Source organism: Leisingera daeponensis (genome assembly GCF_019801465.1).
GTDB lineage: Bacteria > Pseudomonadota > Alphaproteobacteria > Rhodobacterales > Rhodobacteraceae > Leisingera > Leisingera daeponensis_A.
The window spans coordinates 517,574-539,106 of record NZ_JAHVJA010000001.1; the positions used below are offsets into that span (position 1 = coordinate 517,574).

General features: G+C 61.1%; 19 protein-coding genes. 14 read left to right on the forward strand and 5 right to left on the reverse strand.

Going from position 1 to position 21,533, the window contains the following annotated elements; genetic code table 11:
- Nucleotides 1–1,194 (reverse strand): ABC transporter substrate-binding protein, encoded by a 1,194-nt coding sequence (locus tag KUV26_RS02525; RefSeq protein WP_222502557.1) that lies wholly within the window; start codon nt 1,192–1,194, stop codon nt 1–3.
- Between the two features lie 189 nt (nt 1,195–1,383).
- On the opposite strand from KUV26_RS02525, the gene KUV26_RS02530 reads away from it, so the two are divergent.
- Nucleotides 1,384–2,487 carry a PQQ-dependent sugar dehydrogenase gene (locus KUV26_RS02530; RefSeq protein ID WP_222507207.1) on the forward strand — a complete coding sequence of 368 codons (1,104 nt, stop codon included), beginning with the start codon at nt 1,384–1,386 and terminating at the stop codon, nt 2,485–2,487.
- A 20-nt stretch (nt 2,488–2,507) separates the two neighbouring features.
- On the opposite strand, the gene KUV26_RS02535 is transcribed toward KUV26_RS02530, so the two are convergent.
- Nucleotides 2,508–3,512 carry a GlxA family transcriptional regulator gene (locus KUV26_RS02535; protein WP_222507208.1) on the reverse strand — a complete coding sequence of 335 codons (1,005 nt, stop codon included), beginning with the start codon at nt 3,510–3,512 and terminating at the stop codon, nt 2,508–2,510.
- A gap of 181 nt (nt 3,513–3,693) precedes the next feature.
- Here KUV26_RS02535 and KUV26_RS02540 point away from each other — a divergent pair, with 181 nt between their 5' ends.
- Nucleotides 3,694–5,064 carry a class II 3-deoxy-7-phosphoheptulonate synthase gene (locus KUV26_RS02540; protein ID WP_222502560.1) on the forward strand — a complete coding sequence of 457 codons (1,371 nt, stop codon included), beginning with the start codon at nt 3,694–3,696 and terminating at the stop codon, nt 5,062–5,064.
- A gap of 144 nt (nt 5,065–5,208) precedes the next feature.
- Here the strand turns inward: KUV26_RS02540 and KUV26_RS02545 are convergent, their stop codons facing one another.
- Nucleotides 5,209–6,024 (reverse strand): PAS domain-containing protein, encoded by an 816-nt coding sequence (locus KUV26_RS02545; RefSeq protein ID WP_222507509.1) that lies wholly within the window; start codon nt 6,022–6,024, stop codon nt 5,209–5,211.
- A 237-nt stretch (nt 6,025–6,261) separates the two neighbouring features.
- Between KUV26_RS02545 and KUV26_RS02550 the strand changes: the two genes are divergently transcribed.
- The 10 genes from KUV26_RS02550 (at nt 6,262) to phoB (ending at nt 15,919) form a co-directional block, all read left to right on the forward strand.
- Entirely contained in the window at nt 6,262–7,158 is an 897-nt protein-coding gene (locus tag KUV26_RS02550; RefSeq protein WP_222507209.1) for a YicC/YloC family endoribonuclease, read from the forward strand.
- Between the two features lie 16 nt (nt 7,159–7,174).
- Complete coding sequence (gene gmk, locus KUV26_RS02555; RefSeq protein WP_222502563.1) at nt 7,175–7,816, forward strand: guanylate kinase; 642 nt, start codon at nt 7,175–7,177, stop codon at nt 7,814–7,816.
- Nucleotides 7,813–8,334, forward strand: coding sequence for a gamma carbonic anhydrase family protein (locus tag KUV26_RS02560; protein WP_222507210.1), 522 nt, complete (start codon nt 7,813–7,815; stop codon nt 8,332–8,334). Before gmk ends, KUV26_RS02560 begins: the two co-directional genes overlap by 4 nt.
- Before the next feature lie 101 nt (nt 8,335–8,435).
- A complete protein-coding gene (locus tag KUV26_RS02565) occupies nt 8,436–9,476 on the forward strand; it encodes an ATP-binding protein (RefSeq protein WP_222502565.1) in 1,041 nt (346 codons plus the stop codon).
- 222 nt (nt 9,477–9,698) lie between these two features.
- A complete protein-coding gene (locus KUV26_RS02570) occupies nt 9,699–10,739 on the forward strand; it encodes a substrate-binding domain-containing protein (RefSeq protein ID WP_222502566.1) in 1,041 nt (346 codons plus the stop codon).
- 112 nt (nt 10,740–10,851) lie between these two features.
- Nucleotides 10,852–12,324 carry a phosphate ABC transporter permease subunit PstC gene (pstC, locus tag KUV26_RS02575; RefSeq protein WP_222507211.1) on the forward strand — a complete coding sequence of 491 codons (1,473 nt, stop codon included), beginning with the start codon at nt 10,852–10,854 and terminating at the stop codon, nt 12,322–12,324.
- Nucleotides 12,324–13,688, forward strand: a complete 1,365-nt coding sequence (gene pstA, locus KUV26_RS02580; RefSeq protein ID WP_222502568.1) for a phosphate ABC transporter permease PstA — start codon at nt 12,324–12,326, stop codon at nt 13,686–13,688. Before pstC ends, pstA begins: the two co-directional genes overlap by 1 nt.
- Nucleotides 13,689–13,700: 12 nt before the next feature.
- Entirely contained in the window at nt 13,701–14,498 is a 798-nt protein-coding gene (gene pstB, locus KUV26_RS02585; protein WP_222502569.1) for a phosphate ABC transporter ATP-binding protein PstB, read from the forward strand.
- 17 nt (nt 14,499–14,515) lie between these two features.
- Nucleotides 14,516–15,226, forward strand: a complete 711-nt coding sequence (gene phoU / locus KUV26_RS02590; protein ID WP_222502570.1) for a phosphate signaling complex protein PhoU — start codon at nt 14,516–14,518, stop codon at nt 15,224–15,226.
- A gap of 3 nt (nt 15,227–15,229) precedes the next feature.
- The gene (gene phoB, locus KUV26_RS02595) at nt 15,230–15,919 is read left to right on the forward strand and encodes a phosphate regulon transcriptional regulator PhoB (RefSeq protein ID WP_222502571.1); all 690 of its coding nucleotides are present in this window, start codon (nt 15,230–15,232) and stop codon (nt 15,917–15,919) included.
- A gap of 57 nt (nt 15,920–15,976) precedes the next feature.
- On the opposite strand, the gene KUV26_RS02600 is transcribed toward phoB, so the two are convergent.
- Nucleotides 15,977–16,888: a LysR family transcriptional regulator gene (locus KUV26_RS02600; RefSeq protein WP_222507212.1), complete on the reverse strand. Its 912-nt coding sequence runs from the start codon at nt 16,886–16,888 to the stop codon at nt 15,977–15,979.
- Between the two features lie 99 nt (nt 16,889–16,987).
- Between KUV26_RS02600 and KUV26_RS02605 the strand changes: the two genes are divergently transcribed.
- A complete protein-coding gene (locus KUV26_RS02605) occupies nt 16,988–18,208 on the forward strand; it encodes an acyl-CoA dehydrogenase (protein WP_222502573.1) in 1,221 nt (406 codons plus the stop codon).
- Nucleotides 18,209–18,847: 639 nt separating this feature from the next.
- Here KUV26_RS02605 and KUV26_RS02610 read toward each other — a convergent pair.
- Complete coding sequence (locus tag KUV26_RS02610; RefSeq protein ID WP_222507213.1) at nt 18,848–20,398, reverse strand: trimethylamine methyltransferase family protein; 1,551 nt, start codon at nt 20,396–20,398, stop codon at nt 18,848–18,850.
- A gap of 438 nt (nt 20,399–20,836) precedes the next feature.
- Between KUV26_RS02610 and KUV26_RS02615 the strand changes: the two genes are divergently transcribed.
- Nucleotides 20,837–21,346: a hypothetical protein gene (locus KUV26_RS02615; RefSeq protein ID WP_261399708.1), complete on the forward strand. Its 510-nt coding sequence runs from the start codon at nt 20,837–20,839 to the stop codon at nt 21,344–21,346.
- The last annotated feature ends 187 nt before the right edge of the window (nt 21,347–21,533 follow it).

Here is a 21,533-nt window from a genome sequence, read left to right on the forward strand (position 1 = left end):
TCAGCGGTACTGAACAGTGGTGACTTTGCCGTCTTTGATTTCGATCTCGCGGTAAGAGCCTGCGCTCTCACCCGGACCGATCAGTTCCACGCCGGTTGCGCCCTGATAGTCGATGTCGCCGCCAGCAGCCAGAATCTCCAGCGCCTTGCCCAGTTCACCCGGGTTGATCGGCTCGCCCGGTGCGTTGGCGACCTCAAGAACCTTGGCCGCGTAGTCCGCTGGAGCAGTGGAGTTTGCCGCCTGCATCGCCAGCAGGATCAGCGCTGCCGCATCATAGGATTCCCCGACATAGGCCGAGGTGTGGTCGAAGTCCTTGCCGGCCGCCAGCTCGGCAAAGACTTCGGCGCCTTTGCTCTGCGAACCGGCGATCTGGCCGAAGGAGCCGTCCAGGTCCGGGCCGACGTTGGTCGGCAGCGAGTCGCCCACCATGCCGTCGGGCAGGCCGAAGGTGTCAAACGCGCCTGAATCCAATGCGCCTTGAATGATGCCAAGGCCGCCTTGGTCCAGATAGCCTGCGACCACCAGAACATCACCGCCTGCGGACGCCAGGGCGCCGACTTCTGCGGAGTAGTCGCCTTTGCCGTCTTCATGCGCGGCCACGATGGTCACTTCGCCGCCGACGGCTTCAAAGTTGCTCTTGATCGAGTCGGACAGGCCCTTGCCGTAGTCGTTGTTGGTGTAAGTCAGCGCGATGGAGTTCACGCCCCGGTCTTTCAGAACCTGCGCCATGACCTCGCCCTGGCGGGCATCCGACGGGGTGGTGCGGAAGAACAGGCCGTTGTCTTCCATGGTGGTCAGACCCGGAGAGCTTGCCGAGGGAGAAATCATCACCATCCCGTTGGGAACCGCAACGTTCTGCAGCACCGCACCGGTTACGCCCGAGCAGTCGGATCCCATAATGCCGTTGGCGCCTTCCGCCAGCAGCTTTTCGGCGCTGGCGATCGCGATGCCGTTGTCGACGCATGCGGAATCTGCGCGCATGGTGGTCACGGTTGCACTGTCCAGAAGCTTGCCCGACGCGGTAACTTCGGCGGCAGCCATTTCCGCGCCAGCCGCCATATGCGGTGTCAGTGATTCAATCGGGCCGGTAAAGCCGAGCAGAATGCCTAGTTTCACTTCCTTGGCGTGACCGTCGGCGTATGCGGTGCCAGCAGTCAGCGCAGCGGCCGCGGTGGCCATCAGCAGTTTCTTCATTTGAGAACTCCCATTGTTGGAACACGAAAAAATGTTCACATCGGACCCTAGGCAAGCCGTTTGGAAAAGAAAAGTCCTGTTAAGGCGTGAGATAGCAAAGAGTCCGTCCCGTTTTCTCCGCTATTATCAGATCAAGCGTTGCGGAGCTGTTTTTTGATTTAAGCTTAAAGCAACTTGAGGGGAAGCAAAATGTTGCATCGGTTATGCGTGTTGACGCTCACGGTCTTGCTGCTGCCGTTTTCCGCGCCAGTTCAGGCGGAGACTATGAGCAGCAGTCAGGGATTGCTCCGGGTGGAGGAAATGGCGGGCGGGTTTGAAGTTCCGTGGGGCTTTGACTTCCTCCCGGACGGAGGGCTTCTGGTGACGGAGCGGGGCGGCCTGCTTTTCTATGTGAAGGACGGCAGGAAGAATCGCGTCAGCGGCACGCCTGCAGTTGAGGCAGCGGGGCAGGGCGGCCTTCTGGACGTAATGATTCCGCGGGATTTCGAGCGCAGCCGCGAAGTCTTTCTGACATTCTCGAAGCGGCAGGGCCGCGGAGTCGGCACGGCACTGGCGTCAGGCCGCCTGAGCCGGGACAATGCCAGCCTGACGGATCTGCGTATCCTCTTCGAGGCCGCGCCCGGCGCATCCGGGGGGCGGCATTTCGGCTCCCGTGTGGTTGAGGCGCGGGATGGCTCGCTGTTCATTTCGCTTGGGGAACGCGGCGACCGGCCCAGCGCGCAGGATCTGACACGGCACCAGGGGTCTGTGGTCCGCATAAGCCGCAGCGGCACTGTTCCCGGAGACAATCCTTTCGCCGGCCAGGATGGCGCCCAGCCGGAAATCTGGTCATTCGGCCATCGCAATCCTCAGGGTATGGCGCTGGACTTGCGCGGCAATCTTTGGGTGGCAGAACATGGTGCCAAGGGCGGCGATGAGGTGAACAGGGTGCGCAAGGGGGCCAACTACGGCTGGCCGGTGATTTCCTATGGCCGCCACTACTCCGGTGCGAAGATCGGAGAAGGCACCGCGAAACCCGGCATGGAACAGCCTGAATGGCATTGGGATCCGTCGATCGCGCCTTCCGGGATGATGATCTATTCCGGCCGAATGTGGCCGCAGTGGCGCGGCCACATCTTTGTCGGTTCGCTGAAATTCGATTACATCTCCCGCCTGACCGGTTCTCCCTTGAAAGAGGCGGAGCAGTTGCGGAGTAGCCGGACCGGACGCATCCGCGATGTGCAGGAGGCGCCCGACGGCAGTATCTGGTTCGCGTCAGAGAGTGAGGGAGCGCTGTTCAGGGTTTCGCGCTAGCCAAACACGGGCCCCTCAGGTCATGCCTTGAAAGCTGCCGCCTTGCTGCCGCGCTCGCGGTAGGGGGTGGTGTCGTAGTGAGCGCGGTAGCATTTTGAGAAATGCGACGGCGACGCAAAGCCGCAGGCCAGCGCCACGTTGATCACGCTCATATCGGTCTGCATCAGCAGGTTGCGCGCTTTCTGAAGCCGCAGTTCCATATAATAACGCTTGGGCGAGCGGTTCAGGTAACGGCGGAACAGCCGCTCCAGCTGGCGGGTGGACATGCCAACATCCTGGGCAAGGATCGACGGGCTGATCGGCTCTTCGATATTGGCTTCCATCATCTGGATCACCATCGACAGCTTGGGGTGGCGCACGCCGATGCGGGTCGGGATCGACAGCCGCTGGGTGTCCTGGTCGGTGCGGATCGAGGAGTAGATCAGCTGGTCCGCCACCGCATTGGCGAGCTCCTCGCCCTGATCATTGGCAATCAGCTTAAGCATCAGGTCGATAGATGAAGTGCCGCCGGCCGTGGAGAGCCGGTTGCCGTCGATGACGAACACTGATTTCGCCAGCTCTACCTCGTCGAACTCCTCGCCGAAGCTGTCGGCATTTTCCCAGTGAATGGTCGCCCGCTTGCCGTCCAGCAGGCCGGCCTTGGCCAGCGTGTAGGAGGCGGTGCACAAACCGCCGACCATCAGCCCTTTGCGGGCCTCGCGGCGCAGCCAGGACAGCATTTTCTTGGTAGACGCGTCCTGCACGTCAATTCCGCCGCACACCATGATGGTGTCGTCGCGCTGCAGCTCACTCAGATCGGAGTCGAGCTGAAAAACGGTGCCCGCAGAACAGCTTATCGTGTCGCCGCCTTCGCCCACCACGGTCCAGGTGTACAGTTCCCGCCCGGCCATGCGGTTTGCGATCCGCAGCGATTCCATTGCAGCCGAAAAGCAAAGCAGGGTAAATTTGTCGAGGAGTACAAAAACAAACCTCTTGGGCTGGCCGGCGGCGGTTCCAGAAACAGCAGGCTTGCGTGGCGTCTGCATGGCGGGCGTCCTTCAAGAAACAAGTCGGGCCGCGGGAGCACGCTCCGCGGCAAGTCAGGAAACCGTGCTCACAGCTTGGACCCGGGGTCAAGTGGCCGCAATTCTAAACTGGCCTCTCTCCAGCGGATTTTGTATAGAGCACACGACATATTCTAAAGACCTCTGATGCGGAGATAAAGTCATGAGCGAATGGCAAAAATCGGACTGGCGCAACAAGCCGCGGGTGCAGATGCCGGACTACACCGATGCCGCAGCGCTGAACGCTGTCGAGGCTCAGCTGTCCAAGTATCCTCCGCTAGTCTTCGCCGGAGAAGCGCGCCGCCTGAAACAGCATCTGGGCGCTGCCGGGCGCGGCGAGGCCTTCCTGCTGCAGGGCGGCGACTGCGCCGAGAGCTTTGACCAGTTCAGCGCCGACGGCATCCGCGACACGTTCAAGGTGATGCTGCAAATGGCGATGGTTCTGACCTACGGCGCCAAGGTGCCGGTGGTGAAGGTGGGCCGCATGGCCGGCCAATTCGCCAAACCGCGCAGCGCACCGACCGAGACCGTCAATGGCGTTGAACTGCCCAGCTACCGCGGCGACATCATCAATGAGCTGGATTTCACCGCCGACGCCCGCATCCCCAACCCTCAGAAGATGTTGCAGGCTTATACGCAGGCCGCCGCAACTTTGAACCTTCTGCGCGCCTTCTCTACCGGCGGCTTTGCTGACATGAGCCGGGTGCATTCCTGGACACTCGGCTTCACCGATGAGCAGGAAGTGCAGAAATACAGTGAGATCGCGACCCGCATTCAGGACACCATCGACTTCATGGGCGCGGCGGGCATCACGGCCGATACCACCCATGAGTTTTCCACCGTCGAGTTCTACACCAGCCACGAAGGGCTGCTGCTGGAATATGAAGAGGCACTGACCCGCCTTGATTCCACGTCCGGAAAATGGCTGGCGGGCTCGGGCCACATGATCTGGATCGGCGACCGCACCCGTCAGCCGGACGGTGCACATGTTGAATTCTGCCGCGGCGTGCTGAACCCCATCGGCCTGAAATGCGGCCCGACCACCACCGCCGAGGACCTGAAGGTGCTGATGTCGCGCCTGAACCCGGAAAACGAAGCCGGGAAGCTGACGCTGATCGCCCGTTTCGGCGCCGGCAAGGCGGGCGAACACCTGCCGCGGCTGATTAAGGCCGTGAAGGAGGAGGGCGCCAATGTGACTTGGGTTTGTGACCCGATGCACGGCAACACCATCAAGTCGTCCACCGGCTACAAAACCCGTCCCTTTGAAAGCGTCCTGCGCGAAGTTCGCGACTTCTTCGGCGTGCACAAGGCCGAGGGCACCATCCCCGGCGGCGTGCATTTCGAGATGACTGGCCAGGATGTGACTGAATGCACCGGCGGCGTGCGGGCGGTGACCGAAGAAGACCTGAGCGACCGCTACCACACCGCCTGCGATCCGCGCCTGAATGCCAGCCAGTCGCTGGAACTGGCCTTCCTGGTGGCAGAAGAGCTGTCAGCCCTGCGGGCAAGCCAATCGGCCCGTCAGGCAGGCTGAAACTGACCGGATTGCGCAGCCGTAGCCTGGAACCGGATCTTGACAGAAAAAAAAGCGCCCCGGGGTTCTCCTCCGGGGCGCAGTCAATTCAAGCAGCTATGACCTTGTACTTGAATCTCGAATTCTGCTTGCGGCGGCGCTGGATCAGTCGCGGCTGACCACCAGCCGCAGATGCGGCGCGCCTTTGTGCTTGGCAGGCGCTGGGTCTGCCGGGGTCCCCGCTTTGCCTGCCCGGCTGCGGTCCAGCAAGGCTCTGGCTTCCTCCAGCAGGGACCGCTCCGGCTTAAAGCGGGCCTGGGTCTCTGCGAATCCCGGATTGGGCTGGTTCACGTCCTTGCGCTCGTCCGTGGCCTCCGCCCGCGGCTTGGCCTTGAATTCAGCGGCTCCGGAAGGCTTTCCGATGGAGCGCATTGCAATCGAGGTGATCGAGAACCGTTGCGAGGTGGCGGTCTTGCCTTCATCGGCAACCAGAACCCCGAGCACCCGGCTGATGTCACCCAGATCGCTGCGCAGCGGCAGCAGCAGCATGCGGGCTTCGCGCGGCGAGCTCTGGCGCGGCGCTTCGATCTGCAGCTCCAGTTCAACAACCGCAGGTGTGTCGAACATATGCTCCATGGCACTGCTCAGCTGCTTGCGGGCATCGGCTGTAAAGAACGCCGTCACGGGCATGCCGCGCACCTCCATGCCGGCCATCTCGTTGACCAGGGACCCGGCCAGCCGGAAGCGGGCGATGCCAGGAGCGATCCGCTCCAGAATGAAAGTGTTGCTCAGGATGTTTTCCAGACCGCGCGGGTCGATTTGCGAGCGGCTGGGGACATCATCACCGCGGCGCAGCCCGGTCCAGTAGGCCTCGGCCTGACGCAGCGGCGACAGAGCGCCGCCTTTGCGGAAACGGGCCATTGATACGACGTTCTCCTGTCCGCCAGACAGGCCATCTCCACTGCGGCTGCCAAAAATCATCTCGTTTTCCCCTGCAACACCGGACATCCCTCGGTCCTGAGCAGCTCCTTGCTGCCTTAAGACTTAGGGCCGGCATGGTTACCCTGAAGTTAAGATGCCACAATCTAATTCAAATTTGGACTAATTCTTAAAGCAATGGTTAACGCCTCTGGCCGCGCCCGTTTTTGCAATTGCGCTTGCACCCTGTACTTTCAAGGCAGTAGAGCTGATCAATCACCAGCGACCAGGGGGCTCCCAATGACCATCCGCAGCATGACCGCCTTTGCCTCGGCACAGGGCAGCTCCGAACAGCACAGCTGGAGCTGGGAGCTGAGGTCAGTGAATGCCAAGGGGCTGGATATCCGGCTTCGGGTGCCGGACTGGCTAGAGGGCCTTGAAACCCTGACCCGATCGGTGCTGTCAAAATCACTCGCGCGTGGCAATGTCTCGCTTACCCTGCGCATCACCCGTTCCGAAGACAGCGCCGGGCAGGTGCAGGTGAACACCGCCGTGCTGCATTCGGTGGTGAAAGCGCTGGCAGAGGCGCAGTCCATAGCCAGGCAGAACAGGGTAGAGGTTAATCCCGCATCCGCAGCGGAACTTTTGTCCTTCAAGGGCGTGCTGGAGCAATCTGCAGGCGACGATGATCCGGCGCCGCTGGTCGCGACGCTCAGCAAGGAACTGGAAAGCCTTGTGGCCGAATTCGTTCAGATGCGCGAGGCGGAGGGTGCCGCGCTTGCCCAAATCCTTAACGCCCAGCTTGAGCAGGTTGCTGCGCTGACGGTCCGGGCCGGCGAGCGCGCCGGGGAGCGCAAGGAAAAAATGGCAGAGACGTTCAAGGCCAATCTGGCGCGGGTGCTGGACAACGCAGACGGCGCCGATCCGGACCGGGTGGCCCAGGAACTGGCGCTGATCGCCGTAAAGGCCGATGTGACCGAGGAGCTTGACCGCCTGGGAGCCCACATCGCCGCGGCGCGCGGTCTGTTGGTCAAGGGCGGCGCGGTGGGGCGAAAGCTTGATTTTCTGATGCAGGAATTCAACCGCGAAGCCAATACGCTGTGTTCCAAGGCTCAGCATGCTGGCTTGACTGCGGTGGGGCTAGAGCTGAAAACCGTGATCGACCAGATGCGCGAGCAGGTGCAGAACATAGAATAAGAAAAGGAGTGCCCATATGGCGGACCGCCGCGGCCTATTGATCATCCTCTCTTCGCCTTCGGGGGCAGGCAAATCCACGCTGGCCCGGCGTTTGATGGCTTGGGATCCGGGCCTGAAATTCTCGGTTTCTGCGACCACCCGCGCCCCGCGCCCGGGGGAGAAGCACGGACGCGAGTATTATTTCATGTCCGAAGAGGAGTTTAAGCAGAAGGTTGCGGAAGGCGGCATGCTGGAGCACGCCCACGTCTTCGGCAACTTCTACGGCTCGCCCGCAGGACCGGTGAAAGACACAATCGAGGCAGGCGAGGACGTTCTGTTCGACGTCGACTGGCAGGGCGAGATCCAGATCCGCAATTCCGACCTCGGCAAGCATGCGTTGTCGATCTTCATTCTGCCACCGTCTATCGCCGAATTGCGCCGCCGCCTTGAAACCCGCGCCCAGGACAGCGACGAGGTGATTGCCAAACGGATGATGAAAAGCTGGGACGAAATCAGCCACTGGGGCTATTATGACTATGTTCTGGTGAATGATGATCTGGACGAGACCGAGGCCAAGCTGAAGACCATCGTCGAGGCCGAACGCATGCGCCGCATCCAGCAGCCCAAGCTGCAGGAGCATGTGCGCGCTCTGCAAACCCAGTTCGAGGAACAGTCATGACTCTTTACGCTCTTGGCGCGCACCGGCCGCAAATCCACGAAGACACCTGGGTGGCACCCGATGCCAACCTGATCGGCAAAGTGGTGATGGAGGCGGGCTCCTCCGTCTGGTTCGGCGTCACTATCCGCGCCGACCACGAGGAAATCCGCGTCTGCGAAGGCACCAACGTGCAGGAAAACGTAGTGATGCACATCGATGCCGGCTATCCGCTGACCATCGGAAAGAACTGCACCATCGGCCACAAAGCGATGCTGCACGGCTGCACCATCGGTGAAAACACCCTGGTCGGCATGGGCGCAACCATCCTGAACGGTGCAAAGATCGGCAAGAACTGCCTGATCGGAGCGGGTGCGCTGATTACCGAGAACAAGGAAATTCCGGATAACTCGCTGGTGATGGGCAGCCCCGGCAAGGTGGTGCGCCAGGTGGACGAAGCGCTGGCCGAAAAGCTCACCCAAAGCGCGCTGCTCTATCAGGACAACATGCGCCGGTTCCGGAAGGACCTGAGGCCGCTTTGACCGCCGGTACGGCGCCGGTTTTGCGCTGTTTGCACGGTTGCTGCCACAACAGGTTTACACGGCGGAGTTAAGCAAGCCGGACCTTCAACCGCGGGGAACAGATGACAACCGAACTGATTGACGGATTTCTGGCAGCCCTTCCGATGCCGGCTGTGCTGGTGGACCAGACCGAACGGTTTATTGCGGTGAACAACGCCGCCGAAGCGCTGCTGGGGCAGGGGATCCAGGGGCGCCATTTTGCCACTATCCTGCGCCAGCCAAGTGTTGCCGCGGCCATTGAAGCGTGCCTTCATGACAGGGAATCCCGTTCTGCGCGGCACCTGTCCAACGACGGCGCCCAGGACACGACCTTTTCTGTTACCCTGCGCTACGTTCCCGGCATCGGCGCGGTGGCGGGCGGTGCGGTTCTGGCTTGTTTCGAAGATATCACGGAACGCGAGCAGGCCGGACAGATGCGCCGCGATTTCGTTGGCAACGTCAGCCACGAACTGCGCACTCCGCTTACCGCGCTCATCGGTTTCATCGAAACTCTGCGCGGCCCGGCCAAGGAAGACGCCGCCGCCCGCGACCGGTTCCTGACAATCATGGAGGGAGAGGCCAGCCGGATGAACCGCCTGGTCGGCGATCTCTTGTCGCTGAACCGGGTGGAAAGCGAAGAACGTGTGCGCCCCAGGGAAAAGGTGGATTTGACCGGCCATCTGGCCTCCACCCTCAAGACGCTGACACCGGTGGCAGAGGCCCGCGGTACCACGATGGTGCTGGAAGCGCCGGATGAGCCCGTATTTGTCACCGGTGATCCCGACCAGTTGCAGCAGGTGTTCACCAACTTGGTGGAGAATGCTGTGAAATACGGCGGCGACCAGGTTCGTGTGGTGCTGACCTATACCGAGCGCGATCCGGCGGTTCGCGCACCCGCTGCCCGCGTTCAGGTGATCGATAATGGTCCCGGTATCGACGCCATTCACCTGCCGCGTCTGACAGAACGGTTCTACCGTGCAGACAGTCACCGCTCCCGCGAAATGGGCGGCACCGGTCTGGGGCTGGCTATTGTCAAGCACATTGTCAACCGGCACCGTGGCCGGCTTCGGGTCGAAAGCGAATTGGGGCAAGGGGCGGTATTCACAGTTATTCTGCCAGAATGAGCTTGTTCCGGATTACAGATTTCCCTTCCTTGCAGTACCCGGAACAGCCGGGGCCGGTAAACCGGAGGCAGCCAGGCCGATTGTTTCAGATTTTTTTCGGCGATTTCCGGATTTGTCATGAAGCTGTTACATAGGTGTCACAAAAGCCACATCAGCGGCCCCTAGGAGAGGCAGCATGATCATCGAGGGGGTGATCGAACTATGAAACTCATGGAGACACAAATGTCCTTTGTGAAACTGACCGCTTCCACCCTGGCAATCGCCGCCGTTTCCGCCACCGCAGCCGCCGCGCGTGACCAGGTTCAGGTAGCCGGTTCGTCCACCGTTCTGCCCTACGCCTCCATCGTGGCAGAAGCCTTTGGCGAGAACTTTGACTTCCCGACCCCGGTTGTGGAATCCGGCGGCTCCTCCGCTGGCCTCAAGCGCTTCTGTGAAGGTGTCGGCGAAAACACCATCGACGTCGCCAACGCGTCGCGCAAAATCAAGGACAAGGAAATCGCCGCCTGCGCCGAAAACGGCGTAACCGACATCATCGAAGTCCGCATCGGCTATGATGGCATCGTGTTCGCGTCCGACAGCGGTGCAAATTCCTTCGAATTCACCCCGGCCGACTGGTTCCTGGCCTTGTCCGACAAAGTGCTGGTCGACGGTGAGCTGGTCGACAACCCGAACACCACCTGGGCTGACGTGAACGCCGACTTCCCGGCCGTCGACATCCAGGCCTTCGTTCCGGGCACCAAGCACGGTACCCGCGAAGTGTTCGAAGACAAGGTCATCCTGGCCGGCTGCGAGGAAACCGGCGCCTTTGAAGCCTTCAAAGAAGCCAGCGGCGGTGACAAGAAAGCTGCCGAGAAAGCCTGCATCGCCCTGCGCACCGACGGCAAGTCGGTCGACATCGACGGCGATTACACCGAAACCCTCGCCCGGATCGAATCCAACAAGGACGGCATCGGCGTCTTTGGCCTGGCGTTCTACGAGAACAACACCGACAAGCTGCAGGTCGCAACCATGTCCGGCGTTGTGCCCTCGACCGAGAGCATCGCGACCGGCGAATACCCGGTCTCCCGCCCGCTGTTCTTCTACGTCAAGAAAGCCCACATCGGCGTGATCCCGGGCCTGAAGGAATACGCGGAATTCTTCGTCGCTGACGAGGTTGCAGGCCCCGATGGCCCGCTGGCCGAGTACGGCCTGGTGGCGGATCCGGAACTGGCCGACACTCAGGAAGCCGTTTCCAGCGAAGCTGTGATGGGCGGCAACTCCTAATCGCCCCGCGCGTGACTTGAACAATGCCGGGGCGGAGAGATCCGCCCCGGCGCTTTCTTTCTGCGGCAGGGCTGCCGCAAAACCTACGCCACCGCCTAAACCGGAGCTTTTCATGCCCACTTTCTGGCTTGTCGCCCTCCTGCTTGCGCTCGCTGCTGTCGGCTTCTACGGCGGCCGCCGCCGCGCGGTCGTCTCCGCCGGGGGTGACGTCAAAAAACTGCATTCGCTGCCTGCATACTACGGCTATCATGTTTCGCTTGCAGCCTTTGTTCCGGCTGTCGGGGCGCTGGCGATCTGGCTGCTGGCGCAGCCGATGTTCATAGAAACCCGCGTCTCCGGCATGATTCCGGCTGAGGCGGTTCCGGAAACCTCCACGCTTGGCCTGGTGATGAGCGATGTGCGCCGCGTCGCCGAAGGGCTGGACCTGGCGGTGGAGCAGGGGCTGCTGACACCCAAGGAGGCCCGGAATGCCATCGCTGGCGAACAGGATCTGCGCGGGCTGATGGGCGAGGTCGGCGTGGCACTGGGCGATAGCGTGCGCCCCGAGGTGCTGAGCGCCGCTCAGGCCTACCGCAACCTGTCGAACACCAGCCGCACCATCATGACTGCGGTTGTGGCGCTGCTGGCATTTGGCGGTTTTTTCTGGGCTTACGCCCGCACTCACAAGGACTTCCGCGCCCGCAACGTGGTTGAGCGCGCGGTTTTGGCGCTGCTGATCCTGGCAGCTTCGCTGGCGATCCTCACCACCGTCGGCATCGTGCTGTCGATGCTTTTCGAAACCAGGAATTTCTTCGGCCTGCATTCCTGGACCGATTTCTTCTTCGGCTCCACCTGGGCGCCCAACTTCCGCGGTGACAGTGAACTGTCTATCCTGCCGCTGCTGTGGGGAACGCTCTACATCTCCTTCATCGCGCTTCTAGTGGCGGTGCCGGTGGGCCTGTTTGCCGCAATTTATCTCTCTGAATACGCCAGCGGCGCGGTGCGTTCTTTTGCCAAGCCACTGCTGGAAATCCTCGCGGGCATTCCGACTATCGTTTACGGCCTGTTTGCGCTGCTGACCGTGGGGCCGGCGCTGGCCAATCTGTTCGCCAAGGGCGGGCTGCTGGGCGTTGAATGGATGGCAGGCGCCACTTCGGTTCTGACCGCAGGGCTGGTGATGGGAATCATGCTGATCCCCTTTGTGTCCTCGCTGTCAGATGACATTATCAACGCAGTGCCGCAGGCGATGCGCGACGGCTCTCTGGGCCTTGGCGCCACAAAATCCGAAACCGTGCGGCAGGTCGTGATGCCGGCAGCCCTGCCGGGCATCGTTGGCGCGGTGCTGCTGGCCGCCTCGCGCGCCATCGGTGAGACCATGATCGTGGTGATGGGGGCAGGGGCGATCGCCAAGTTCTCGATCAACCCGCTGGATTCGATGACCACAATCACCACCCGCATCGTCAGCCAGCTGACCGGGGACACTGATTTTGCCAGCCCCGAAACCCTAGTTGCCTTTGCCCTGGGCCTGACTCTGTTTGTCCTGACCCTCGGCCTGAATGTCCTGGCGCTCTACATCGTGCGCAAATACCGGGAGCAGTATGAATAATGACTGACCTGAGCCAATCCCCCGCAGGCGCAGCCCCGCAGCCCCGCAAACACGGCGGTTCGCTGCTGGAGAAGACGCCGCGCACCAAGAAACGCAACGCGTCTGAGGCCCGGTTCAAGGCCTATGGCATCGCAGCCATTACCGCGGGCCTGATCATGCTGCTGATCCTGGTGACCACGATTGTTGGCAAGGGCACCGGTGCCTTCCAGCAGACCTTCGTGACCCTGAAGGTCGAGCTGCTGGAGGAAAAGCTTGACAAGAAAGGCAACCGCGACATCGAGGACATCAAGAAGGTCACCACCTTCGGCTATGCCCCGATCATCAAGGCCGCGATGGAGGCCGCAGTTGCGGAGTACGGCATTGAAACGAGCCTTAAGCCCAAGGAGCTGGCGGGCATCCTGTCAAAAGACGTCGCCGCCCAGTTGCGCGACTACGTGATCGCCAACCCGGACCAGATTGGCCAGACGGTGGAGTTCCGCTTCCTCGCCTCAGGCCGTGTGGATGGCTACATGAAAGGCCGTGTCAGCCGCGACAGCATCGAGAACGACAAGAATATCTCGCCCGCGCAGCTCGACCTGGTTGATGCGCTGGCAGCGGCTGGTGTGCTGGAGAAGACTTTCAACCTTGACTTCATCACCGGCGCTGACGCCTCCGACGCCCGCCCCGAGGCCGCCGGCATCGGCGTTTCCATGCTGGGCTCGCTGTTCATGATGCTGGTGGTTCTGGCGCTGGCCTTGCCGATCGGCGTCGCGGCCTCGATCTATCTTGAGGAATTCGCGCCGCAGAACTGGCTCACCGACCTGATCGAGGTGAACATCTCCAACCTCGCAGCGGTGCCGTCAATCGTGTTCGGTATCCTGGGCCTGGCGGTGTTCATCAACTACATGCACCTGCCGACCTCGGCACCGCTGGTGGGCGGACTGGTGCTGACGCTGATGACCCTGCCAACCATCATCATCTCCACCCGCGCCTCGCTGAAATCGGTGCCGCCTTCGATCCGCGACGCCGCCCTCGGTGTCGGCGCCTCCAAGATGCAGGCGGTGTTCCACCACGTGCTGCCGCTGGCCGCACCTGGAATCCTGACCGGCACCATCATCGGCCTGGCGCAGGCGCTGGGGGAAACTGCGCCGCTGCTCCTGATCGGTATGGTCGGCTTCATCGCCTCCAATGCGCCGGAAACCCTCGCTGACGGCCTGCTGGCGCCGAATTCAGCCATGCCCGCCCAAATCTACGAGTGGGCAAAACGTGCCGATCCGGCGTTCTATGAACGCGCCTGGGGCGGCATCATCATCCTTCTCATCTTCCTGGTGACCATGAACACGCTTGCCGTGATCCTGCGCCGCCGCTTTGAACGCCGCTGGTAAGGGGGCATACTCATGAACGACATGACCTTGATGGATAAGACCGTGGACACTCAGAAAATCAAAATCGCTGCCAAGGACGTGAACGTCTACTACGGCGACAGCCACGCGATCAAAGACGTGAACGTCGAGATCGAGGACAAGACCGTCACTGCCTTTATCGGCCCGTCGGGCTGCGGCAAGTCGACCTTCCTGCGCTGCCTGAACCGGATGAACGACACCATCGACATCTGCCGCGTGAAGGGCGACATCCTGCTGGACGGCGAGGACATCTACGACAAGCGCGTCGACCCGGTGCAGCTGCGCGCAAAGGTCGGCATGGTGTTCCAGAAGCCAAACCCGTTCCCCAAGTCGATCTATGACAATGTGGCCTACGGGCCGCGCATCCATGGTTTGGCGAAGAACAAGGCGGAACTGGATGAAATCGTTGAAAAATCCCTGCGCCGCGGTGCGATCTGGAATGAGGTGAAGGACCGTCTGGATGCACCCGGCACCGGCCTGTCCGGTGGCCAGCAGCAGCGTCTTTGCATTGCTCGCGCCGTCGCGACTGAGCCCGAGGTGTTGCTGATGGACGAACCCTGTTCGGCGCTGGATCCGATCGCCACCGCGCAGGTGGAAGAATTGATCGACGAGCTGCGCGCGTCCTATTCGGTTGTGATCGTCACGCACTCGATGCAGCAAGCCGCGCGGGTCAGCCAGAAAACAGCCTTTTTCCACTTGGGCAACTTGGTGGAATTCGGTCCCACAGGCCAGATCTTCACCAACCCTGAAGATTCGCGCACCGAAAGCTACATCACCGGCCGGATCGGCTGATCTATAGGAATATCAACATGGTAGAGCAGCATATTGCATCCGCATTCGACCGCGACCTGGAGGCAATTCAGGCACGGATCATGAAAATGGGCGGCATGGTCGAGGACGCCATCCGCGAAGCCGCCCGTGCGCTGGAAACCCGAGATGAGGAACTGGCGCTGACCGTGCGCCAGGGCGATAAGGCCATCGACGGGCTGGAGGAACTGATCAACGAGGAAACTGCGCGGCTGATCGCCCTGCGGTCGCCGACCGCCTCGGACCTGCGGCTGGTGCTGTCGGTGATGAAGATCGCCGGAAATCTGGAACGCATTGGCGACTATGCGAAAAACATGGCGAAGCGCACCGGCGTCCTGGCCCAGGGCCCGAACATCAGCGAAGGCGCCGCCGCTCTGCGCCGGATGGCGCGCGAAGTGGAGCTGATGCTGAAGGACGCCTTGGATTCCTACATCCAGCGTGATGCTGAGCTGGCTGCCGACGTGATTGCCCGCGACCGCGACGTGGACCAGATGTACAATGCCCTGTTCCGCGAATTCCTGACCCATATGATGGAGGATCCCCGCAACATTTCGGCCTGTATGCATTTGCATTTCATCGCAAAAAACACTGAGCGCATGGGCGATCACGTCACATCGATCGCCGAGCAGGTGATTTATCTGGTGACCGGCGAGAAGCCGGAGGAAGACCGCAAGAAAGCCGACACCACCTCGACCACACCGCAGGAGATCTGACCGATGGCTGCCGATCAGCCCACCGTTCTTGTTGTCGAAGACGAAATGGCGCAGCGGGAAGTGCTGGCCTACAATCTCGAAGCCGACGGCTTCCGCGTGCTCAAAGCCAAGGATGGCGAGGAAGCCCTGCTGCTCGTCGAAGAAGACATGCTTGATATCATCATCCTCGATTGGATGATGCCCAACCTCAGCGGCATCGAAGTCTGCCGCCGGCTCAAGACGCGTCCTGAGACCCGCAACATTCCTGTGATCATGCTGTCGGCCCGGTCAGAGGAAGTGGACAAGGTTCGCGGCCTGGAGACCGGCGCCGACGACTATGTGGTGAAACCGTATTCGGTGGTTGAGCTGATGGCCCGGGTTCGAACCCAGCTGCGCCGGGTGAGGCCGTCCACCGTCGGCATGCGGCTGGAGTATGACGACATCGTTCTGGATGCGGAAACCCACAAGGTGAGCCGCGCCGAAAATCCGCTGAAGCTGGGGCCGACGGAATTCCGTCTGCTCTCCACCTTCATGGAAAAACCGGGCCGGGTCTGGAGCCGCGAGCAGCTGCTGGACCGGGTCTGGGGCCGCGATATCTATGTCGATACCCGAACCGTGGATGTCCACATCGGCCGCTTGCGCAAGGCGCTGACCCAGCATGGCGGCAGCGATCCGGTGCGCACCGTGCGCGGGGCCGGCTACGCGCTCGGCTGACCAAGCAACACGGGGGACAGGCAGTGCGCGCGTGTCCCCTTGTTTCGCTGCCGCCGGTCAGCGCGGCAGCGGATCTTCCGGCTGAGCTTGACCCGCCAGCCACTCCCGGAACTTCAACAAACCCGGTGCGTCTGATTTCCGCTCCGGCCAGACCAGGTAATAGGCCCCGGCGGACTCCAGCGGCTCCGGGTGCAGCGCCACCAAGCGGCCCGTCGCCATATCCTGTTCCACCAGATAATCCGGCATCAGCGCCACCCCAAGGCCGTGCAGAGCGGCTTGTGTGATGGTTGCAAATTGATCATAGATCGTACCGCTCATTCCGTCGCCTTCAACGATCCCATTCCGGTTGAACCAGTCCCGCCAGGCGGAGGTCCGGGTTTGAATGTGCAGCAGCGGAAATTTCATTATGTCTTCAGGGCCTGAAACGGCACGGCCCTCTAGCATCTGCGGGGCGCAGACCGGCAACAGTTGCTCATGCTTGAGCAGAAGGGATTGTGTGCCGGGCCATTGAGCGTTCCCAAAATGAAGCGCAGCATCAAAGGGTTCCGTGGAGAAATTGAATGGCTCCAGCCGGGTTGCCATGTTGATCGTCACGTCGGGGTGCAGCCGGGAGAATTCCGGCAGCCTAGGCATCAGCCAGCGCATTCCGAAGGCAGGAAGAATGGCCAGGTTCAGCGTGCCGGCCAGCGGTGCGGCCTGCAGGCGCAGGGTGGATTGCACGATCTGGTTCAGCGCCTGCCGGATCTCCGTCGCGTAATCCTGCGCCTCGGCGGTCAGCAGCAGCCGCTTCTGGTCCCGCTGCACAAGTTCCATCCCCAATTGCCGTTCCAGCGTTTGGAGTTGACGGCTGACGGCACCTTGCGTGAGTGCAAGTTCCTCGGCCGCGGCGGAAGCGCTGCCCAAACGGTCGAGCGCTTCCAGCGCGCGCAGGGAGGAGATGGACGGGAGGAATTTGCGAGGCACGGACATGTATGAGTGTTTGTCATGTATTCTTGCGAAAGTCTCGCTGTTTTTTCCGTTCACCTGCCGTTAGGGTTTGGCGAAATCGAGAACCATTGAGGTGACATGATGACCGACAAACCCGCACTGCGCGCCAAAGATGCTCCTGACCTGGGCCGTTTTAACTGGGAGGATCCGTTGCGGCTCGAGGACCAGTTGACCGAAGACGAACGGATGATCTCTGCCTCCGCCCGCGCCTATGCCCAGGAAAAACTTCAGCCGCGTGTGCTAAGCGCTTATGAAAACGAGGAAACCGATCCGGAAATCTTCCGTGAAATGGGCGAAATGGGTCTGCTGGGTACCACTATTCCGGAGCAGTACGGCGGCCTCGGCGGCGGCTATGTTTCCTATGGGCTGGTGGCGCGCGAAGTGGAGCGCGTCGACAGTGGCTACCGTTCGATGATGTCGGTGCAAAGTTCACTGGTGATGTATCCCATTTACGCATACGGAAGCGAGGAGCAGCGCCAGAAATACCTGCCGAAACTGGCCACCGGCGAATGGATCGGCTGCTTTGGCCTGACCGAGCCGGATGCCGGTTCCGATCCTGCCAGCATGAAGACCCGGGCGGAAAAAACTGAAGGCGGCTATCGGCTTACGGGATCCAAGATGTGGATTTCCAATGCGCCGATCGCTGACGTATTTGTGGTCTGGGCCAAGTCAGAAGCGCATGGCGGCAAGATCCGCGGCTTCGTGCTGGACAAGGGGCTGAAGGGCCTGAGCGCGCCGAAGATCGAGAACAAGGCCTCCCTGCGCGCGTCGATCACGGGGGAGATCGTGATGGATGGCGTCGAGGTTGGCGAAGATGCGCTGCTGCCGCACGTGCAAGGGCTGAAAGGTCCGTTCGGCTGCTTAAACCGCGCCCGCTACGGCATCAGCTGGGGCGCCATGGGCGCGGCTGAGGCCTGCTGGCACGCCGCGCGGCAGTACGGGCTGGACCGCACCCAATTCGGCCGGCCGCTGGCAAACACCCAATTGTTCCAGCTGAAGCTAGCCAACATGCAAACCGAGATCACTCTGGGCTTGCAGGCCTCGCTGCGCGTCGGCCGCCTGATGGATGAGGCCAATGCGGCACCTGAGATGGTCTCGATCATCAAGCGCAACAACTGCGGCAAAGCGCTGGAGATTGCCCGGATGGCCCGCGACATGCACGGCGGCAACGGTATCAGCCTGGAGTTCAACGTGATCCGCCACATGGTGAACTTGGAGACCGTGAACACCTATGAGGGCACCCACGACGTCCATGCGCTGATCCTGGGCCGCGCTCAAACTGGGTTGCAGGCGTTTTTCTGATTTGAAACTGCAGCGCGGGAAGAATGTACCGCGCTGCAGTTTTGCAATATCGCTTTGCAAAGCTGCAGCAGTGGGGCAGAGAGTTAATTCCGCAAAGGATTGGAGCCTGCGCCCGCTTCTGAACTCACCGCCGGAGCCCGGGCGTTTCGTTAACACGGTTTCGGCTGGAGGTCTTGTTGCCTCAGCCCTGCTTGCCCCCGCCCTCCTGGGATTGGTTAACGGTTTCAGTTAATTTTGCTGATTTTCTTGCGCCGCGGATGATTTTTTGACGATCATCTTGCGAAATCGCAAAGCTTCAAAATCGGCCGTTGGTTGGGGCGGAGCTCAGCATTCCTGCAAAGCTGAACTGCCGCACGAAGTTCTGACCTGCAGTAATTTGCGAAAACGCAAAATGCGCTTGGCAAAAATGCGTACGCATAAACGCAAGGTGGCCGGTTGGTTTGGTCAGATAATCTTGCAATTGTTGATGTTTTACAATATGTTAACTTTTTGGTTCGGCGGGCGCAAGGTGCAGGTTAAGAAAATTTTCAGGATCTGCGTCCAGCGACCGCAGATGTCTCGGCAGGGAAGTGGCGGTCACAACAAAAAACGAAATCGGGCCGGAAATTCCGGCCCGATTCAGTTGTGCTTCTGCTGGTGTCAGGCCGGAAGGTGGATGTTGAACTTTTCACGGATGGCCATGTCGGTCGCGGCATCAAACCGTGCAGCAGCCCGCTGTGACAGGATTTCCTCCTTCTTCGCGGTGGCCTTGGCAATCAGATCAGGCTTGTCACGCTCCGCCCATTCCTTGGGGGAAGTACGGTCGCCGAGAGCCGGGTAGACATAGTCCACCTGCATCCGGCTGAGGGTCTGATCGGTGCCCAGGTAGTGGCCCGGTCCGCCCAGGCAAGTGGCGCGCATCTGGTCCAGGGCCAGGGTCTCGTCATTCACTTCGATGCCGCGGACACAGCGCTGCGCCTGGCCCAGAAGGTCGTTGTCCAGGATCAGCGATTCCAGGCAGAAGCCCAGCAGCGAGGCATGCATCCCCGCGGCCTCATAAACCATGTTCAGCCCTGAGAGGCCGGCCATAACCGCAGAGCACATCTGTTCCCAGCCGGCCTGCATGTCCGGCAATTTAGAATCCGAGGCGCCAGCCGCCGCGCCGCCCGGCAGATCGTAGAATTTGTGCATCTGCGCGCAGCCCGCGGACAGCAGCGCTTGTTCGCCGGAGCCGACTGTCATCGCTCCTGTGCGCAGGTCCAACCCGAAAGGCCAGGTTCCGAAAATCGCCGGTGCACCGGGCTTTACGGCGTTTACGTAAACCAATCCGGCGAGACATTCGGCAACCGCCTGGGTGATTGCGCCGGCGATGGTTGATGGTGCAGTGGCACCCGCCATACCTGCAGACAGCAACAAGACCGGCATGCCGCCTTTGATGCACTCCTCCATCACCTCGCAGGACTCGGTGGCGAATTTCATTGGCGGTACAACAAAGCAGTTGGAGTTCGAAACGAACGGCCGCTCGCGCCACTTGTCCTCGCCGCCGGCAATCATGTGCAGAAGCTCCAGGCCGGGCTTCACAAAGGCAGGCTCGGTAAAGGACACGCCAACATGCTTGGTGGTGCCGGCGGTGGTCGCGTAGATGGAGTTCAGGTCCATTTCCCTATTATCGGGAATATCGCGGCAGACCATCGGGCGCTGGACAAAATGGATATTGTCCAGCTGGTCGCAGATGCGGGCGGCGTCATGCAGATCCTGAACGGTGGAGTCGCGGTACACGCGGCCATGCACGTCCACCATGCTGACTGCGGCGCCGGCGGTGCCATAGTGCACTCGGCCGCCGGAGAGCTGCAGGTCGTTCTTTCCGTCGCGGCTGTACAGCGTCACGGAGCGGTTTGCCTTGGCAATGGTGTCCTCGACCAGCGCGCGGGGAAACCTGATGCGGCCGTCATCGCCCAGGATACAGCCGGCGGCGGTCAGGTAATCGATGCCGCTTTGCGGGGCGTCGGCCAGGCCGATCTCTTCCAGTGCCGTGAGTGCGGCCTCGTGGATCTTTTCCATATCTGCCTGGCTGAGAAGTTTCAGCGCGGTGGATTCCATGCCGGGGCGGACCGGGCGCAGGTGCTCCGGCAGGGCTGCGGCACGGGCGGCACGGCGCGCGTTGCGCCCGCCGCTGCGGGCTGCGCGGGTGGAGGAGGCTTGATCGTTCATTCAAGGAGCCTTTCAGGAGGTTGTGAGTGGAAATCTGGTAATTTCAACTCAGTGCGGCCGGCCCCTGGCTGCACGGCCCCGCGCCGCGCCAATGGTGCGGCAGATGAGGCTGACTAGGCTTCGTTCTTCCTGCATGCGGACTCCTGTGACTTTCCCGGCAGTGTGGCATGCGTTTGCGATGTTTCTAGCACGATAACGACCTGGGTGAAAAATGCGACATTTTTTTCACGATGCCTGAAGGGCGAGGGTTTTTGGTGCAGTGGATTGTTAAATTTTAGAAATTTTGACGCAACTGCCGCTGTAATTTACGGTTCACGCCTTGAAGGCCTGTTGGCAGTCTGACCCCGGGAACGAAATATTAAGCATTGTTGCTGATACTAGGGGGTAGGGGGATGGCGCGCTGAATGGTGCATTGCAGGAAGGCACAGCCATATGCCGATGGTTAGGAAGACCAAACTCTGCCAAGCAGTTGCTGCAGCGCTCACCTTTGCCGCATTCCCCGGAACACCCGTTGTTGCTGAAGATCCTGTGCAGCCCTTTATAACTTCCGTGTCGCATGTTTCACAAAATGCTTCTGGAAACGAGGCGCAGGCCTTTGAGTTCGGCTATGGCCTTGATTCCGACGGGGTCATTATCGGCGGCAGGCTGGCAACCGGGCAGAACGGACCGCTGACGCGCGCCGATCTGGCTGAAGAGACGCATCAGTTGCGCCTGCATGCTGGTTATGACTTTGGGCCTGCAACGGGATTTGTAACTGTCGGCGGGCTGCAGGCCGAGGCATCCAGCGGCCGCCGTCACGGGTCGCTGTTCGGTTTCGGGATGCGGGTGTCTTTGAACCGCGCACTGCAATTGACCGGAGAAATACTGCATCATGAGGCGGGAGCCAAGGATGGCAGCGTCAGTCTGCGCGGCCAAACTCTGGCCGTGAGTGCTGCGTTCCGCTTTTGACTGTCTCCCGCGTGGCAGAGTGGATGGTGCTAGGAAAGGCAGGACCTTTTTTCAATGGCTTGGCAAATTTCCGCCCGCGCATTCCGGCGGAAAAGCGCAAGCGGACGCGCGTTTTCGGCCAGTCACCGCCAAGTCAGAAGCTGTGAGTTCTGCGGTACTGGAAACTGCCAGACTAAAACCTTTTGTA

Bases quoted from the DNA above. Each gene is read 5' to 3' on its own strand.
- KUV26_RS02525 (WP_222502557.1), bottom strand. From the start codon at position 1,194: ATGAAGAAACTGCTGATGGCCACCGCGGCCGCTGCGCTGACTGCTGGC.
- KUV26_RS02530 (WP_222507207.1), top strand. From the start codon at position 1,384: ATGTTGCATCGGTTATGCGTGTTGACGCTCACGGTCTTGCTGCTGCCG.
- KUV26_RS02535 (WP_222507208.1), bottom strand. From the start codon at position 3,512: ATGCAGACGCCACGCAAGCCTGCTGTTTCTGGAACCGCCGCCGGCCAG.
- KUV26_RS02540 (WP_222502560.1), top strand. From the start codon at position 3,694: ATGAGCGAATGGCAAAAATCGGACTGGCGCAACAAGCCGCGGGTGCAG.
- KUV26_RS02545 (WP_222507509.1), bottom strand. From the start codon at position 6,024: ATGATTTTTGGCAGCCGCAGTGGAGATGGCCTGTCTGGCGGACAGGAG.
- KUV26_RS02550 (WP_222507209.1), top strand. From the start codon at position 6,262: ATGACCATCCGCAGCATGACCGCCTTTGCCTCGGCACAGGGCAGCTCC.
- gmk (WP_222502563.1), top strand. From the start codon at position 7,175: ATGGCGGACCGCCGCGGCCTATTGATCATCCTCTCTTCGCCTTCGGGG.
- KUV26_RS02560 (WP_222507210.1), top strand. From the start codon at position 7,813: ATGACTCTTTACGCTCTTGGCGCGCACCGGCCGCAAATCCACGAAGAC.
- KUV26_RS02565 (WP_222502565.1), top strand. From the start codon at position 8,436: ATGACAACCGAACTGATTGACGGATTTCTGGCAGCCCTTCCGATGCCG.
- KUV26_RS02570 (WP_222502566.1), top strand. From the start codon at position 9,699: ATGTCCTTTGTGAAACTGACCGCTTCCACCCTGGCAATCGCCGCCGTT.
- pstC (WP_222507211.1), top strand. From the start codon at position 10,852: ATGCCCACTTTCTGGCTTGTCGCCCTCCTGCTTGCGCTCGCTGCTGTC.
- pstA (WP_222502568.1), top strand. From the start codon at position 12,324: ATGACTGACCTGAGCCAATCCCCCGCAGGCGCAGCCCCGCAGCCCCGC.
- pstB (WP_222502569.1), top strand. From the start codon at position 13,701: ATGAACGACATGACCTTGATGGATAAGACCGTGGACACTCAGAAAATC.
- phoU (WP_222502570.1), top strand. From the start codon at position 14,516: ATGGTAGAGCAGCATATTGCATCCGCATTCGACCGCGACCTGGAGGCA.
- phoB (WP_222502571.1), top strand. From the start codon at position 15,230: ATGGCTGCCGATCAGCCCACCGTTCTTGTTGTCGAAGACGAAATGGCG.
- KUV26_RS02600 (WP_222507212.1), bottom strand. From the start codon at position 16,888: ATGTCCGTGCCTCGCAAATTCCTCCCGTCCATCTCCTCCCTGCGCGCG.
- KUV26_RS02605 (WP_222502573.1), top strand. From the start codon at position 16,988: ATGACCGACAAACCCGCACTGCGCGCCAAAGATGCTCCTGACCTGGGC.
- KUV26_RS02610 (WP_222507213.1), bottom strand. From the start codon at position 20,398: ATGAACGATCAAGCCTCCTCCACCCGCGCAGCCCGCAGCGGCGGGCGC.
- KUV26_RS02615 (WP_261399708.1), top strand. From the start codon at position 20,837: ATGGTTAGGAAGACCAAACTCTGCCAAGCAGTTGCTGCAGCGCTCACC.